The sequence below is a fragment of the Flavobacterium sp. MMLR14_040 genome (assembly GCF_033657265.1).
Taxonomy (GTDB): domain Bacteria; phylum Bacteroidota; class Bacteroidia; order Flavobacteriales; family Flavobacteriaceae; genus Flavobacterium.
In genome coordinates this window covers 111,879-128,326 of sequence record NZ_JAWVWO010000001.1, presented here as the reverse complement: position 1 = coordinate 128,326, position 16,448 = coordinate 111,879, and the positions used below count along the sequence as shown (strand labels likewise).

The window sequence follows — 16,448 nt, the reverse complement described above, 5'->3', positions numbered from 1 at the left end:
ATAATTATAAAAATGGAAAAAATATTAAAGACAAAAAGAAAAGTAAGGTTTCAGGATTGTGATCCTTTTAATCATTTGAACAATTCTAAATATTTAGAATATTTTATTAATGTGCGCGAGGATCAAATTGCAGAAAACTATGATCTTGACATATTTAAATATATGAAAAACACCGGACTGAGCTGGGTTGTTGCATCAAATCAGATCAGTTATTTGAAGCCGGCTTTTACAATGGAAACGGTATTAATTGAGTCGCAGCTGATTCAATATACAGACAACCTTTTACTGGTTGAAATGAAAATGTGGAATGAAAATGAAACTGAATTAAAAGCAATTCTGTGGATAAAGTTTATTCAGTACGACATCCAGACAAAAAAAGCAGCAAGCCATTCAGAAGATTTGATGAAATTATTTGAATCGGTTGTGTTACCTGTTGAACAGTCTGTTTTTGAAAATAGATATTTAGAAATTATCAAAAATTTAAAAACAAGAACTCATGCCTAAACCAGAAACAATTGAACAATTTATTGCTATGGTCGAATCTAACGAACATGATAAAGCGATTGAAAAATTTTATACTATTGATGCGTCAATGCAGGAAAATCAGGCAGAACCACGTGTAGGCAGAGATAATCTTGTGGCTAACGAAAAAAATACACTTTTAAATGTCAAATCTTTAGTATCCAAATGTATTCGCCCGTATTTTATGAATGGTGATCAGGTTGTTATTCGATGGTATTTTAGATTTGAATGGAAAAATGGAACTATTTCTGAAATTGAAGAAATCGCGTATCAAAACTGGCAGGAAGAACTGATAAAATCGGAAAAGTTTTTTTATGATCCTAAACAATTTACAAGCATGTAATAATAAAAACTCCGCAATGTCAGAGACATTTGCGGAGTTTTTATTAAGGCAACCTATGCTTTTATAATGTTTTTCACTAATTCTGACTTAGCACATTGTTCATCTCTTTGTAATATTCACATTGACTCCACAACTTTTTATTACCAATAACATATAATCTTTTTTTGGCACGAGTCAATGCTACATTCAGAATATTTGGTTTTTGTGAAGCCCATTTTCTTGCTCCTGATGATTTAGGATCACTTCCTAAAACCAGAAATACGATATCAGCTTCTTTTCCCTGAAATTTATGAACAGTTCCGCAGAATACGTTTTCTATCTTTCTAAATTCGTTATCACAAGCTCCGGCAACCGACTTAAATGGCGATATAACATAAATATTACCACTATAATCGCTATTAAGTAACTCGGTAATTTTAATTTTTAGCAAATCCATTTCTTCAATTATTACATGTTTATTTATTGGTGGATTTATATTTTCAACATGAAACCATTGAGATGCTCCTATAAAAATTTCCTTAGAATTTTCTTTAACAGCTTTTACCATCTGGTCGCTATAGGCAATTTTGTTTGCTATAGAAAACATAGGCTCATCACATCTTCTATGTGTTCTCAAAGGAAAACCAGTCCATATCGGGTCTGACTCTGTTCCATTTTGCATGTAGGTACCAGATAATGAAATTCTATCTGCAAGTTGTTGTACAGAGGTTTGTAAGGGAGACCATAACAAATCAACGTTACTTAACTGACGTAACTTTGCAACTAAGTTTGCCGGTATAGTAACTACAGGTTCCACCTGCAATGGATCACCTACAATTACACATCTTTTTGATCTGTGAATAATTCCTACAGCAGATTGTGGTGTAGCCTGCCCTGCTTCATCAATCAATAACCAACCGATTTGATTCTCATTTGTGTTTGGAAATAATCTGCTTGCTGAAGCTAAAGTAGTAGAAACAACTGGTATGCAAAGAAAAAAGGTATCCCATAAATTTTGAGCTAGTTTTGCTTCTACTTCGACCCAGCCAAGGATCATTTCAAAAAACAGATTGAGGTTGTTTTTTACCTTTTTTGCATTAGATAATATAACATATTTATGCAAGTTGAGACTTTGAATAAAAATATCACTTCTCAATTTTGCAATTTTTGGTGAATAATAAGGCATTCGAAGATGAATTTCTTCTAAAGATAATTGATGGAACTCTTCAGTAAACAATTGCTTATTTTCAATGCCAAAATCTGTATTAATTTTTATATTAAGTTTCTGATAATTATCGATTATTTTTAATTTATCCTTTAAATTATCCTGGTACCTGTTCTTTTTAGTTTCTAAATCTTTTATCTTTTTTTCCGTATGTGATAGCTCTTTTTTTAAGATCTTTAAAACATTTTGCGAATCACTAAACTGAACTAAAAATAAATCAGCTTGCTTTTTCCATTCTTTAAATGATTTGGTTCCAAAAAGCTTTTGAAAAAAGAAAAACGAGGGTTTATTTGATTTAATAACAGTTAAAGCATTTTGAATTCTCTCGCTTTCTAAAAGCTCATTTTTGATACTATTATCTAATTCTTTCTTTATTTCGAGATTTTTATCTATTTCCGAATCTGTTTTCCGAATCTGTTTTTTCAAAATAATTTCATCATTTTTTGCCTCAATAAAAACAGGTAATGAGTTGTGAAATTTTTCTACTTTATTTATGAATGATTCAAATTCCTCATGAAGTTGTTTTAATTTTTTTCTTGTTTCTTCGAATAAATCCTGATTATAAGCTGTTGAATCATTTTCTTTATCTTTATAAACATTATACAATAAGTCTTCAAGACCTAAAATTTGATTTTCTTTATCTGACTTCCAAATAGCATTTTTAAAAATATGCCGATTTTGATTATTTCCTAGCGCAGCTGCTAGCGTACCCCAGCTTTCTACGGAAATTAGTCTCTCTGAGCATTCTGAAAAATAATCTGCATCAGGAAACATAATGCAATCTATCTTCTCTTTAGCAGGAAGTTCTTTTGTAATATTTTCAACGGCCGAATTATTATTGCTCGCAATCACAATTCCAAAATTATTCTGTAAATCTGATTTTAGATTAAAAGAAAATAAATTGAAACCATTTTCTTTTTCTACTTTATTATATCCTCCTTCAAAAATGTCTCTACAACCTAATTTAGCAATAACCTTAGCTCGGTTAACAATAACATCAGAGATTACGTCTAATAGTAATGTCGTTTTTCCCGTTCCCGGAGGTCCATTGATTCCTTTTACAAAGGGTTCATTTTCTGAAAATAAGTCGTTGACTGCTCCAAGTTGTGCAGTGTATAAACTATAATCTATGTTAGAAGGCCATCTGCCAGCCTGCATTAATTTTGGATTTACAGAGGCAGACAGTTGATTTTTATCTAAAATAATATCTTTTCGAATAGATGTATCTACAGATAAGTTTAGATAAGCTTTTAAAGTTTTACTATATTCCTTCTCATTTAAATTACAGAGATAATTTAAATCACTTAAATAAAAACTGTTTAAAAAACTAGTATCTGATTTATTGTCTTTGGGAACTTCCTGAGAAAACATATAAATTTTTATATCCTCCTTATTCCATATGTCAAATTGTTTATGCAGATAATCTAATTCTTCATTTAAATGTGCCGAAGAAATAATATCTCCTTTTCTTGAAGGCTCTTCTTTTTTATCATTTTCGCTGTTATTTATAATTTCAGGGATATTATATCTGATCTCAAAATCTTCTTTTGATTTTTCCAGATCGGCATACACAACAGACAAGTTTTGTTTTTTTATTAATGCATTTATTCCAAAAGAAAATGAAGCCGTTACATAACTTTTTTCATCTGGTCTTCCTCCCTGATCTAGAATTAATGCTGAAAGACACGTATATCCGGAAATAGTTTCTTCCCAGTCTCCCTTTGTAATTTCACCATTCAAAAAATGATCAATTTGATCCACAATCTTCTTCTTTTCTAATCTTCCGAAAATTAAAGTGTGTTGCAAAACATAATTTTTTTTGGCAGCTGTTTTGTTTAAAACCCAAGGAAATATTTGCTCTGTTTTTAACAAGGCAGCATTATTATTAAAATCCGGTAGATTGAATATTTCAATATTTCGCCAAAATTCCAATATATCTTTTTGCTTCAAAATCTTTTATTATAATTTATATTTAGAATAGCTAATATAGGAAATATTCTTACATAAATAAGCTATAACTTACAAAGTTAAGTTATTAAAGGATTAAGATAAAATCCCCGCTGTGAAGTCTTGCGGGTGCGAAATCAGGAGACTTCGCAGAGTTTCATAAGAATTCTTCGGAGAGCAAGGATCGGTTGTGTTACCTGTTGATCAGTCTGTTTTTGAAAATAGATATTTAGAAATTATTACAAATTTAAAAACAAGAACACATGCCTAAACCAGAACATTTCCATCACCTCAAATATCCCTAACTTTGATTGTTTATTTTCTATATTTTATTCAAATTTGCACCTCAGAATAACTCAGAAAAACGAATTTCAGCATCAATAAATATAATGACAATACAAGATTTAACAGGCAGTTATTCCATTTCAGGGAGTAATCAGGAGGAGAGTCAGGAAATAAACTATAAAGGTATTTTACATTTATATTTGGATGAAAATAACCGAATTGTTGCGCTGTGGCTTATTAACGATACGCAACAGCAAAAAGGACACGGTTTTTTTAAAGACAATATTTTAGTGATTAATTTTAGCTATAAAGGTGATGACAGGAAAACCTATAAAGGTGTCGCCGTTTATCGTTGTATAACCAAAGATGTATTGGATGGCTTTTGGTCAGAAAAACACGGAAATCCCTTGTATTTAGGAACCGAACATTGCTTAAGAATTAAAAGCACTGAAAAACTAAGTTCATGATATAAAAAAAGCTAAATCTTTCGATTTAGCTTTTTCATTTTCAATAAATAGCATTCATTTATAAAATACTATTTACGCTTATTTATTTGGCATCAAACCATAATTTGGTAGTAAGCAAATCTTTTCCCTGAACAGATATTGCGGCCTGATAACTATTTCCGTTTAATGACTGTTCTGTACCCGGATAGAAGAAACGCGAAGGAATCTGTCCGTCTAAAACTGTAGCTGGACCAGCTGTTAATACCGGATAATCAAGTCTTCTCCATTCTGCAAAAGCATCAAGACCTTGTCCATAAAATGCAATCCATTTTTGTGTACCAATCGATTTTGCATAATTTGCAGCATCGTACTGCACTGTTGGCTGATTAAGATAATTAGAAATAACGGTAGCATCGGTAATACCAAACTGATTTAAAGATGCCGTAATTGCATTTTTGTATAACTGCTCTGCATCTCCGGCAATAAAACCACGCGCTGCCGCTTCTGCAAGATTGAAAAGTGTTTCTGAATAAGAAGCAAATACAGCCGGTGATGCCGAAGTTAGAAAATAAGTTCCCGGTTTTGATGTTTTAGCAAAACCCTGACTATTGGCGTCACTATTTGATAATCCATTGGCACCTCCAACATATTTCACTACGCTCGCATCCGATGGCAATTGAGCAAAAATAGGTAAGCGCGGATCTGAGAATTCATATAATTTATCGACCATTGTTTTTGAAATACGAAAATCGTCACGTGTTTCAAACCAGGCCGAAGCTGGATTTTGCTGAGGCGAACTCGTGTAAACAAACTTAAAGATTTCGCTATTATTGCTAATTACTCCTGCCGCATCTGTTGTTGCTTCAATCGCAGCCTGCTTTGCTAAAACTGGTTCTTTATCAGCAATTTTCAATGCTATACGCAAACGAAGCGAGTTTACCAGTTTTTTCCATTTTAAGACATCACCTTTGTAAGCCAAATCTCCGGTTACGGTACCATTTGCTGTAGCCAATAAAGACTGAGCTTGTTTTAAATCTTCCAGCAATCCTGTGTATACTTCTTTTTGAGTATTATAAGCCGGTGTTACTTTCAAACCTGCTTCTTTGTACGGAATGCTTCCATAAGCATCGGTTAACAATAAAAATGTCCATGAACGCAAAGTCAATGCAATTCCTTTATAATTTGAATTGGCCTGTGCATCCGGGAAATTGATAATCGTATTCAAATCGGTAATTAAAGTTGAATATCCTTTATCCCATAAAGTGGTGAAAGAAGCATTAGATACATCATATCTGTCTGGTTCTGTATATTGGATTTTAGCCCAATGCTGAACAAATAACAAAGAGGAGTTAAAATTATTAACGTCTCCCCAATATAAATCAGCTCCCTGTTTTAATGTTCCTGTTAACAGGTATGGCGCTAATGGTGTTTCGGTTGCATTTGGATTTTTATTAATATCATCCAACGTATCGCTGCAAGAACTCAATGACAATGCAAAGAGCGTTATATAGGCTATTTTTTTTAGCATGATTGCGTGTTTTTAAAATTTAAGATTAACATTAAGGCTGAAATTTCTCGTTGTTGGCAAAGATAAACTCTCCAATCCCTGAGCATTTCCGGTATTAAAAGCTGTTTCCGGATCAATATTCGGTACATCTTTATAGATAAACAACAAATTACGGCCTACTGCAGTAATACTGGCTCCATCTAATCCCAGCTTTCTTGCAAATTTTTTATTGAAATTGTAAGCTAATTTTATTTCTCTTAGTTTCACAAAAGTTGAACTATAGATATACGCTTCGCTAATATTGTATGACGCTTTATAATATTCCTGTGCACTAAGAACCGAAGTGTTTGGAGTTCCATCAGCATATACTCCTTTAAAAATCATTCCATCATCATATATTACTGCTCCTGATGGTGCATTACCGCCAGAAACCAGGGTTTTCGTATTTGTTGTACCCGTTGTTGCTACATAATAATTTAATCCGCCATTGGCAGCATCACGACCCGGAAGCGTTTCTGCTAATACACCCGTGTAAGTACCCGTTCTGTTAGTTCCTGAAAAAATCTCACCACCTACACTGGCATCAACAAGAAATGAAAGTTCAAGATTTTTGTAAGTCAATGTGTTGGTAACACCTGCTAAATAATCAGGAGTGTAATGTCCTAATACTCTCTTGGTCGGATCTGCTTTTGGCAATCCGTTTGCTCCTACTACTATATTTCCGTTGGCATCGCGCTCATAAGCTGTTCCGTAAAGTGCTCCGTAAGCCTGCCCTACAGATGCCAATACATCAACACCTCCTGAAGAACCAATTGTATAGTTTTTAATACTTCCCTCATAATCCAAAATTTCTACTTTACTTACGTTTCTTGAGTAGTTTGCAGCAATATTCCATTTAAAGTTTTCAGTTTGAACAGGAGTTCCATCCAATTGAATTTCGATTCCTCGGTTGTTTATTTTACCTGCATTGATTAACTGAGAAGTATAACCACTCGCAGCAGTTGTTTTAATCTCCAGAATCTGATCAAAACTATTGGTGTTATAATAAGCAAAATCAAAATGCAATCTGTTTTTCCAGAAAGAAGCTTCTAAACCTAATTCGGTAGAGCGTGTTGTTTCCGGTTTCAGGTTCTCATTAAGTTTCTTTTGTGAAGAAGTCTGAATTGGATTTCCGTCGAATGCCGTTTGAAAATTATAAACCGTAGATAATTGATACGGATCGGCATCATTACCAACTTCAGACCATCCGCCGCGTATTTTTAATAAATCAAGTGTGTTGCTTTTTAAATTAAAAGCATCAGAAATAACAAAACTACCATTAAAAGAAGGATAAAAATAAGAGCGGTTGTTGCTTGGCAATGTAGACGACCAGTCATTACGTGCCGTTACATTTAAGAATGCATAATTTTTATAACCAAATTGAGCCGAAGCATAGGCACTATAAACTCTTAATCTTGATAAGTTGTTTGATGACGTTAACGGATCTCTTGAATTCGTTAGCGTGTACAAATCCGGTACAGCCAAACGTGGTGCTTTTTGATAATTGTTTGCGTCGCTGTGATTACGAATATTGAATCCGGCAAGGGCATCTACACTAAAATCATCGTTTAGCTTTTTAGTATAAGTAAAAATACCCTCAGTATTTTGTTCGTTTACAGTATAAGCATCTTCTGCATACGATCCAAAAGGAGTTCCATTTGTGCCGTATTTAATCTCGTATTTTCTGCGATCGTTATAATAATCAACTCCGGTACGGAATCTAAAATTAAGTCCTTCGGCAAGTTTTGCATCCAAATGAATATCTCCAATTAAACGATTACGCTGTTGGCTTGTAGTATTGTAATACGCATTCCAGTACGGATTGCTGTAATAGCTGTTGTTCCAGTTAACATCTCTGTTATTTCTAAGCGCATTAATATCTACCTGACGTCCGAACCAAAGAAACTGAAGCATTACACCTGCAGCACGGTTACCCGATGGACCACCCGGAAGTGCCGGAGCATCAGTAACAATATAATTCCCGGTTACCCCCACTTTTATACTTTCAGATATTTGATAATTAGAATTAATAGTAAAGTTTGTTTTGTTTACTTCACTATTCGGTACTATTCCGGTTTGTTTTTGATTGTTTATTCCTAAGCGGAAATCTGATTTTTCGTCTGATTTTGCTACAGAAACACTATTTTCATACGTAATACCAGTATTAAAAAAGTCTTTCACATTATTAGGATGAGCCACGAAAGGCACCGCTACACCATTTGAATTAAATTGAGGAATAAGACGTCCGTCCATTTTAGGGCCCCAGCTTTCATCAACACCATCATTGATACCGCCACCTTTACCATCTACATAACTGAACTTTCCGTTTGATCCTTGTCCGAAAGTATTTTGAAAGCTTGGCAACGTAGCCACTTGAGAAATAGTGATTCCTGTACTAAAGCTTATTCCCAGACCTTTTTGATTTTTTCCTGATTTAGTTGTGATTAAAACCACACCATGCGCCGCACGTGATCCGTAAAGGGCTGCCGCATTTGGGCCTTTTAATACCGTTAATGTTTCAATATCATTTGGGTTTAAATCGGCAATTGCATTTTTAAAGTCACGGGAAGCGCTTGTACCACCTGAACTGCTAAATTGCGTGTTATCTACCGGAACTCCATCTACCACAAATAAGGGCTGGTTATTTCCGCCAATAGATGTTTCACCACGAATAATGATACGTGAAGATCCCATATCACCCTGAGAATTGGTAATACGTACTCCGGCTAATTTACCGGTCATACTATTTAAAAAATTGGTTTCTTTAGTATCTGATAAATCTTTGTTTTTAAGCGATTGTGTAGTATAACCCAAAGATTTTTTTTCTTTTGTAATACCAAGTGCAGTAACCACTACTTCTGATAAGGCATTTTCCTGCTGCGTAAGTTCAATGACAACAGAATTTGAATTTACTACCACTTCCGTTTGTTTGTATCCCATGTAACTTACTACAAGTGAATAAGGGAATTTTTGTCCGGTTTGGAAATAAAATTTTCCATCAAAATCTGTCTGAGCACCGTGTGTAGTGCCTTTAATGTTTACCGAAGCACCAATAACAGGGTCTTTTGTCACTGCATCCACTACTATTCCTTCGAGTTTGGACTGAATTAAGGGTTTTGTCTCCTGGGCAGTAACACCAATAGAAATCAACAAGATGCACAACCATGCATGTTTATATAATATTTTTTTCATTACTTAGTTTTAGTTTGGATAAGGTTTGCTGAAAATATCATTAGCTTTCCTTATAGAGATGTACAATTTATTTAAGCTTTACCATTTCTGTTGCAGCAGAAACAGTTTCTTTTTTTATCTGCAACACATTCGTTTTTTCATTTTACTTCTTTTTTGGATTACTATTTTTTAATTTTTTTTGATAGATTTCAACCTTAACATTTTAGGTTTTATTTTCTAAAAATTTGCAGAATTTAAAAGTTAGAGAATTTTTAACAGCAAAAATCATAATGTTTAAATAGTCAAATGATTTGTTCTTGTTCAAATAAAATGTATTCGAAAGCGCTTACCAGCTGTGTTTATTACCTTAGTTTAAATCCTACCAATTTGATAGAACAAAAGTAAATTAAAATTATTAACTCAAAAAGTTTAACTGAAACTTTTGCAAAAAAAATGTTAATTAAAATTTTACTAAAACTTTAATTAACTACAAGTAAAGAAGTTAACACCTTATAATTTTCTTAAATACGTTAAGATTTTTCTTAAACAAATGAAAATTAATTGCAAATATTATCACTTTTCGCAGCTGTTTTACTAGCTCAGTGCCTGTTAAAAGGAGTATTTTTTACTTTCATAAATAAAAAAAAGCGATTTGTAAAAACAAATCGCTTTTCGTTTTTCATTACAAAAGTCTATTTCGTTTTTATGACTGCCGGTGGTGTCCAAATGTTTTTTATTGTAATTTCCTGCGGTCCATAACATCTAAAATACAGACAAAAGATTTCTTTAGGACAAGGAAGCCAATTTGCTTTTTTGTCCGGACTTGGTTCTATGTTTTGTACATACAATGTCAGAGATCCGTCCGGGTTATATTTTAAGTCTTTGTTTTTTGTACCAACAGAATAACGTTTTATAGGATTTGGTGAGAAAAAGTGATGTTCATCATATAAAGTAAGTGACCAGAATCCATTCACGGGCGGCATTTTACCTTTCTCAAAAGTTACGGTATATTGGTTTGCGCCACTTAATCTTGCACTTTCTGAATCAAGATCCTGATAAAAATATTTGGTTTCAAGACTCGCATTTACAAGGATATTTGATTTTGCAATTGCAGTACGAGTAAAATAATCGGTTCCAAAAGCAGCGCAATTATTGGCTGTTGACCAATTATGAGCAAGTGGTATTCCCCAATTTCTAAATTGCAGTAATGGATCAATTAATTCTTTATCTGCCTTAACAGCTTCTTCTATCATTGCTTTTTTAAGAGCAGGATTTTTCTTTGCGGCTTCAATTACAGCAAGAACCTGAGCATAACGGGATTCTTCGCCGGGTAAAGGCGGTGCATCTTTTAATACAGTCGGAAGTTCATCAAAAAACTTATCAGGAAATACCCATTTTGTTTCTCCAGATCCACCATCTTTGGTTGGTGAACCCAAAGAAGGAAGCTTGCTCCAATCTTGTTTTTTTACTTTTCCATCAAATTTATCCAAAGCATAAACATCAATACTATTAATAATATTTTGTATTGCTTTTTTGTCTTCAGGAGAATCGTCCTGAAAAACTCTGGGTACAATAAATGCGGTGCCGGTTTTACTTCGGAAAGTTTTTGTGATTCCCTTAGGTACTTCTCCTTTCCAGTTTGGACCAACCAGCAAATAAAAACCTGGTTTTGTCCCGTACATTTTTCCCAGTTGCGCAAAAGAATCCGTTCTCAAATCAACAACCTGATACACCCAGAATCGATCTCCAAAATCCGGCACTTGTACAACAACGGGTGTTTCGTCCAATGCAGCAATTGCGGCTCCATAAACTACATCCTGGTTCGGACAGGCAACCCAACGCTGCTCAGGCTGAATATAATCGTGAAGCATTGCCAAAGAATTTAACGGAGCAAAAGGCAAAACACCATTCATCAATCCAACTTTGGGAGATTGTTTAAAAGCAAGCCGGCGATTATAAATATTTTCCATCGGCCAAGCCCAGAAATAGGCATCCCTTGCCACTTGTCTTGCATACGATTCTGTAATTTTGACACTGGAATCTGGTCCCGGAGGCAATTGCGACGACTGGCCAGACGTTGTACTGTCAATTTCTGTTGAGTTTGCTAAATCTGCATCAGTATTTTTATTTTGGTTACATGATATAAAAACAACTATTGCAAATAATGAAATGAGTTTCTTTTTCATTTTTATTTTTTTTTAGAATAAATAATCACATTTATAAAGCACTTGATTAGTTCACTTTTTCCACGTCATTTAATTTCCAGCTTTGGTCATAAAGATTTGGTTTCGGACCATAAAAACGAGCCAATATTTCAAACTTTCCTTTTGGATCTGTAGGCACCCAGTTTGATTCGCCACTTTCTGGAGGCTTCGGACCAAAATAAAGATCAACAGTACCGTCGCTGTTTGTTTTTAATCCCGGAGTTTGTGACGAGCGTCCCGCCCATTTTTGATTGCGAATAAAAGTATGTGTATCACGATCATAAACGGTCATTGACCAATATTGTTTTACAGGAACATTTGCCGGAACATGGAGTTTGTAAGAAGAGTTTCCATCAAGTGGATTACCCTCTTTATCTACAATCTGGATTAAATAATACTGTGATTCACCAATATGTTTGGCACTAAAAAAGATTACTGAGTAAATCATTCCCCTGTTGTCAATAGGATAAGAATCAGCTACCTGAAAATTAGTTTTAATGTTTTTTCCAAATTCCGCAGTAGCAGGAAAAACCCAGTGTGTATCTTTAAAAAATGGCGGGAAAGATTCATAATTTAAGTCAAGATATTCTTTTGCTGCTTTGACTGCCAAAGACAAAATTTCTTTGGTTCTAGCATCCGGATTAAACGTTTTACCTCTTTCGATTCCAAGTGTTTTCAGCGGATCAATCATGGCTTTATCTCGTTCAAGCCATGGCTCTGCCTGTATTATTTTGTTTAAAGATTCATAAAAACTAACATCATACTGAATGGCTGAATCAAAGACCTTTTCGCTGGCATCTACAAATACTGTTTCAGGATTTTTTGAAGCTTCGCTTAACGGATAAACCTTAATTCTCTTAGAATACGCAACAGCAGCGGCAACATCAGCATCACTGCCGCTTTTTAATACAGAGCGCAGTAATGCATAACCGCGATACGTATCTGATTGCAGCGGAATATAACCTGCAGGTATTTTCGTTTTGTCATAACCTGGCGGAAGAAATAAATACTTCCCTCCTTTTCCTTTATCTACACCACCCGGACCAACATCTTCCAGAGCATTTTGCCAATAGGTCATCACACTGCCATTAAAAACGCCATCATCAGCAGGCGGAATTTCCAGCACTACAGGACCCACTTTTTCAGTATTAAAAAAGGGCATTAAATAAATTACATCAGGATTTGGTGTAAGCGTTTGATTTTTCCAATCTAATAATTTTGGCCAAATTACAACCTGATTATAATTGCCGTTTATTTTAGCAAAAGCATCATACATTAATTGAAAATTGACAGCCGGCATCGCCCAAATGGCAGATTCAACACCACGCTGATATAACATTTGTTCCTTAATATTGGCAGGTTTAAATACTACAGTAGAAGTATCTTTACTACTGTTTTCAGTATCATTTACAGTTGTTTTTTGAGTACAGGCCAACATTAATAAAGCAGGCAAAAATAAAAAGAAGAGCTTTTTCATAAGATCAGTTTTTTAATATAATATCTTGTTTTTTTAATAAGCAGAATTTATTTATTAAATGTAATGATAGATACAATTAATGCTGATTATAAGAATAGTAAAGTCGTTTCATTTTATAAAATGGAACGAAAATAGGCAAAGGCTATAAACAAAAATGCCAGATCATAGGATCTGGCATTTCTTATATCTGTTGAAAATACTTAAAATATAAATTCTAGTCTGTTTTTTCGATTATCATTTTACAATCAGCTTTTTAGAAACATTAAAGTCATTAGAACTAATTGTAACAACATAAATTCCTGAAGCTAAATTATGATTGATTTTTGCAGATGTATTAAGTTGGTTTACTATAACTTTTCTCCCATTTATATCCGTAACCGTTATTGTTGCTACATCACCAGCTTTTAACTCCGGAAGCACAATATTAAATTCTTTGTTTACAGAAGGATTTGGATAAATACTTACCAGATTATTTTCGACTGCTATTTCTGTATCATTGATTTTTTTCGCTGTAGAAGTACTCTGAAATTGCCATTGTGCGCTTTCCCAATTGTTTTGACCTCCTGCATATTGCGCAGCACCATTCAGGTTTTCGATATGGATCATGCTTCCGGTTTGCCATCTGTTTTTAATTCGAACAAAAGTACCATCCACATTTTCGCTTAACCATTGTGCGCTCATCCAGTCAGATCCTGCAGTACTACATTGTACGGCTCCCGTTAGGTTTTCAATGTGCATTATATCACCCGTTCCTACATTTTTTAATCTAAAATAAGTGCCGTCAACAGCTATTTTTTCCCATTTGTAATTGTTATTAGCAACAGTTGCGCCGTAACCTACATTGGCACCGGCATCATACAAATAATTATTTGTCCACTTGTTTTTAATAGTAAAGTAGTTTCCTGTGGCTGTACTGACAGTAATTGTCGCCGTGCTTGTTTTATTTCCGCTTGCAGTGGTTACCGTAATTATTGCTGTTCCGTTTGAAATTGCCGTTACCAAACCAGAAGCATTAACCGTTGCAACGCCCGTATTGTTTGAAGCATAGCTAACAGATTTATTAGTTGCGTTTGACGGAAGAATTGTTGGTGTTAATTGCTGCGTCGCTCCAACAGATAATGATGCCGATGCCAGACTAAGACTCACACTTGTCACAGCCACATTTGATGATGTTACTGTTATTGCAGAAGTGGCAATTTTTGCACCATCCTGAGTGGTCACCGTAATCGTTGCCGTTCCGGAAGCAATTGCAGTAACCAAACCTGAACCATTTACGGTTGCTACTCCAGTATTATTAGAACTGTAAATCACTGTTTTGTTTGTTGCATTTGCCGGAGCAACTGTTGGGGTTAATTGTTGTGTCGTGCCAACGCTTAAAGTCGCCGTTGTTGGCGAAACCGTAACGCCCGTTACTGCAACAGTCGAAGTCGAACAGCTTGTACTTTGTGTCCACGAAAATGTACCAATAGCACTAAGTTCCTGATCAGTTGTTGCATTACCGCCTCTATTAGAATAATTCATATTACAATAAGTTCCGTTTCCAGCCGGAGAACCGGCTATAAGTACAAAATAACCTCTGCCCCAATTTCTGTTTAGGGCATTATTGTTTGGAAATTCTTTTCCGGTTCCGTTAACCGTAATATCTTTAAAACTAAGATTATAAATACCATCGCCAGATCTTTTACTGATCGAAATAGCATCATTTCTGGAATCTAAAATATCAATATTGTACAACTGAACATTTTTTACCTGAGTTCCCGCATTCGTAGCACTAAAAATATCTACCGCTGCTACAGGATTGTTGTACGTATCATTAAAAGTTCCGCAGGTTGATACCGTGATATCGTGTATTTCATGCATTCCGTCGTTGTTAAATGGCGCTCCGGGAAAATTATTACTCACTCTGATTCCTGCTTCGAGATTGTCTTTTATAATCAAATTGTAAGCTTTGTTGTTTTTTCCGCCGTAAATTGCTAAACCGCAGGCACGCCAACAATTTTCGGAAGTATTGTATCTAAAAGTATTATTGATACATTCCAGTCCGTCAGCAGACCAGATTGCCTGATCGTCATCGCCATTGTTTCTAAAACTACAATGTTCTACGATTGAGTTTGCAGTTCCTTTGCAAAGATTAATTCCATCGGCATAATTATTTCTAAAACGACAATGAGATACTGTAAATCCATCTGCAATTGCCGGACCTCCAGTATTGTATTGCGCAATCCAGGCACCGCACTCAAAATGTTCTGCCCAAATATTTTTGACTATGGATGAAGAGGTAAAAACGCCGTTTATCGCTTTGTAAGAATTACTTCTGGAAGCTGAATTTGTCGTTAAATAAAGATCTGTAAACGAAATTCCTGCTGCATTGGCGCGCAATCCTCCATTTAAACTGCTGGTATTGGTAAAATTAATTTGCGTATACCACATTCCGGCGCCAACTAGTGAAGTATTGGCAATACCAAAATACAATTCGCGGTTTACATTATAAACTCCGCCAGGAATAAAGATTTTTTTACCGCCGTTTGCATCAATAAAGGTTTGAAGATCGCTTCCGTTTCCGGTATACGTTACTGAACCTGTTGGTGCTGTAATAGCGGTAGGAACCGGCTCCATTTCAGCAAAATCAAGATGAACATTCCCAGATTCTCTAACCAGTTTTAAAGTTCCCGATGCCGTAATTTTAGCCGGAAGTTTATAACGCACTTCGTCAAATCGCATTCTTGGGTTTTGATTCGTGATTCCGTTATTGTTAGGATTTCCGTTGCTCCACAAATATTCCCACGACCAGGTTGAAGTTAAGGTTAGCGTGGTAATTTTTGTATTTCCGTTGTAAACGCCCAAAGTAGCCGATTGTCCGTCGGGAACGCTGTAGCGAATGACAAGTCCATCAGCAGCTTCTGTAAGTGTCCATTGCACGGTAGAGTTAGTCGCAGACATATTCACACATTGCTGGTCTGTAGCTTCAGATTGAAGATCTGCCTGAATATATGACTTTGAAGTAGTTGCAGCGCCATTAGACAATTGCCCCGCGTTTGCTTCGTACCTTTTATACGGCGCATCATAATAACCGCGCTGTGCATATAAATTTGAAGTTAAGAGAATGAAAAAAATCCATACGATATGGAAATATTTTTCTCTTTTAAAAGAAATAAAATGTAATTGATTGTTCATAATTTGTGGTTTTAAATTAGTAAGGTAGTTCCTAAAAAAAGAACATAACGAAACTAGATTTAAAAAAGAGATTATAAAAAATATATGTTAAAAATCAAGACTCTTAGTCTATTTAAAACCAATCAAAAC

Annotated in this window: 9 protein-coding genes; 3 read left to right on the top strand and 6 right to left on the bottom strand. The window is 34.9% G+C overall.

Going from position 1 to position 16,448, the window contains the following annotated elements; genetic code table 11:
* Positions 1 to 12 precede the first annotated feature (12 nt).
* Together SD960_RS00550 and SD960_RS00545 are read left to right on the top strand one after the other, a co-directional pair.
* Positions 13 to 504: an acyl-CoA thioesterase gene (locus tag SD960_RS00550; protein WP_318800239.1), complete on the top strand. Its 492-nt coding sequence runs from the start codon at positions 13 to 15 to the stop codon at positions 502 to 504.
* Positions 497 to 865, top strand: a complete 369-nt coding sequence (locus SD960_RS00545) for a nuclear transport factor 2 family protein (RefSeq protein WP_318800238.1) — start codon at positions 497 to 499, stop codon at positions 863 to 865. The genes SD960_RS00550 and SD960_RS00545 overlap by 8 nt, the downstream gene beginning before the upstream one ends.
* Before the next feature lie 76 nt (positions 866 to 941).
* On the opposite strand, the gene SD960_RS00540 is transcribed toward SD960_RS00545, so the two are convergent.
* Positions 942 to 3,641, bottom strand: a complete 2,700-nt coding sequence (locus SD960_RS00540) for an ATP-binding protein (RefSeq protein ID WP_318800237.1) — start codon at positions 3,639 to 3,641, stop codon at positions 942 to 944.
* Positions 3,642 to 4,405: 764 nt separating this feature from the next.
* On the opposite strand from SD960_RS00540, the gene SD960_RS00535 reads away from it, so the two are divergent.
* Positions 4,406 to 4,768: a hypothetical protein gene (locus SD960_RS00535; RefSeq protein WP_318800236.1), complete on the top strand. Its 363-nt coding sequence runs from the start codon at positions 4,406 to 4,408 to the stop codon at positions 4,766 to 4,768.
* 82 nt (positions 4,769 to 4,850) lie between these two features.
* Here the strand turns inward: SD960_RS00535 and SD960_RS00530 are convergent, their stop codons facing one another.
* From SD960_RS00530 to SD960_RS00510, 5 genes are all read right to left on the bottom strand, one after another.
* On the bottom strand, positions 4,851 to 6,275 hold the full coding sequence (locus tag SD960_RS00530; RefSeq protein ID WP_318800235.1) for a SusD/RagB family nutrient-binding outer membrane lipoprotein: 1,425 nt from the start codon (positions 6,273 to 6,275) through the stop codon (positions 4,851 to 4,853).
* A 12-nt stretch (positions 6,276 to 6,287) separates the two neighbouring features.
* Positions 6,288 to 9,485, bottom strand: coding sequence for a SusC/RagA family TonB-linked outer membrane protein (locus SD960_RS00525; protein ID WP_318800234.1), 3,198 nt, complete (start codon positions 9,483 to 9,485; stop codon positions 6,288 to 6,290).
* A gap of 671 nt (positions 9,486 to 10,156) precedes the next feature.
* Positions 10,157 to 11,650: a DUF1254 domain-containing protein gene (locus SD960_RS00520; protein WP_318800233.1), complete on the bottom strand. Its 1,494-nt coding sequence runs from the start codon at positions 11,648 to 11,650 to the stop codon at positions 10,157 to 10,159.
* A gap of 46 nt (positions 11,651 to 11,696) precedes the next feature.
* Complete coding sequence (locus SD960_RS00515) at positions 11,697 to 13,145, bottom strand: DUF1254 domain-containing protein (RefSeq protein WP_318800232.1); 1,449 nt, start codon at positions 13,143 to 13,145, stop codon at positions 11,697 to 11,699.
* A 234-nt stretch (positions 13,146 to 13,379) separates the two neighbouring features.
* Positions 13,380 to 16,319 (bottom strand): Ig-like domain-containing protein, encoded by a 2,940-nt coding sequence (locus tag SD960_RS00510; RefSeq protein WP_318800231.1) that lies wholly within the window; start codon positions 16,317 to 16,319, stop codon positions 13,380 to 13,382.
* Between the last annotated feature and the right edge of the window lie 129 nt (positions 16,320 to 16,448).

Coding starts and splice junctions, on each gene's coding strand:
- SD960_RS00550 (WP_318800239.1), top strand. CDS start 13: ATGGAAAAAATATTAAAGACAAAAAGAAAAGTAAGGTTTCAGGATTGT.
- SD960_RS00545 (WP_318800238.1), top strand. CDS start 497: ATGCCTAAACCAGAAACAATTGAACAATTTATTGCTATGGTCGAATCT.
- SD960_RS00535 (WP_318800236.1), top strand. CDS start 4,406: ATGACAATACAAGATTTAACAGGCAGTTATTCCATTTCAGGGAGTAAT.
- SD960_RS00530 (WP_318800235.1), bottom strand. CDS start 6,275: ATGCTAAAAAAAATAGCCTATATAACGCTCTTTGCATTGTCATTGAGT.
- SD960_RS00525 (WP_318800234.1), bottom strand. CDS start 9,485: ATGAAAAAAATATTATATAAACATGCATGGTTGTGCATCTTGTTGATT.
- SD960_RS00520 (WP_318800233.1), bottom strand. CDS start 11,650: ATGAAAAAGAAACTCATTTCATTATTTGCAATAGTTGTTTTTATATCA.
- SD960_RS00515 (WP_318800232.1), bottom strand. CDS start 13,145: ATGAAAAAGCTCTTCTTTTTATTTTTGCCTGCTTTATTAATGTTGGCC.
- SD960_RS00510 (WP_318800231.1), bottom strand. CDS start 16,319: ATGAACAATCAATTACATTTTATTTCTTTTAAAAGAGAAAAATATTTC.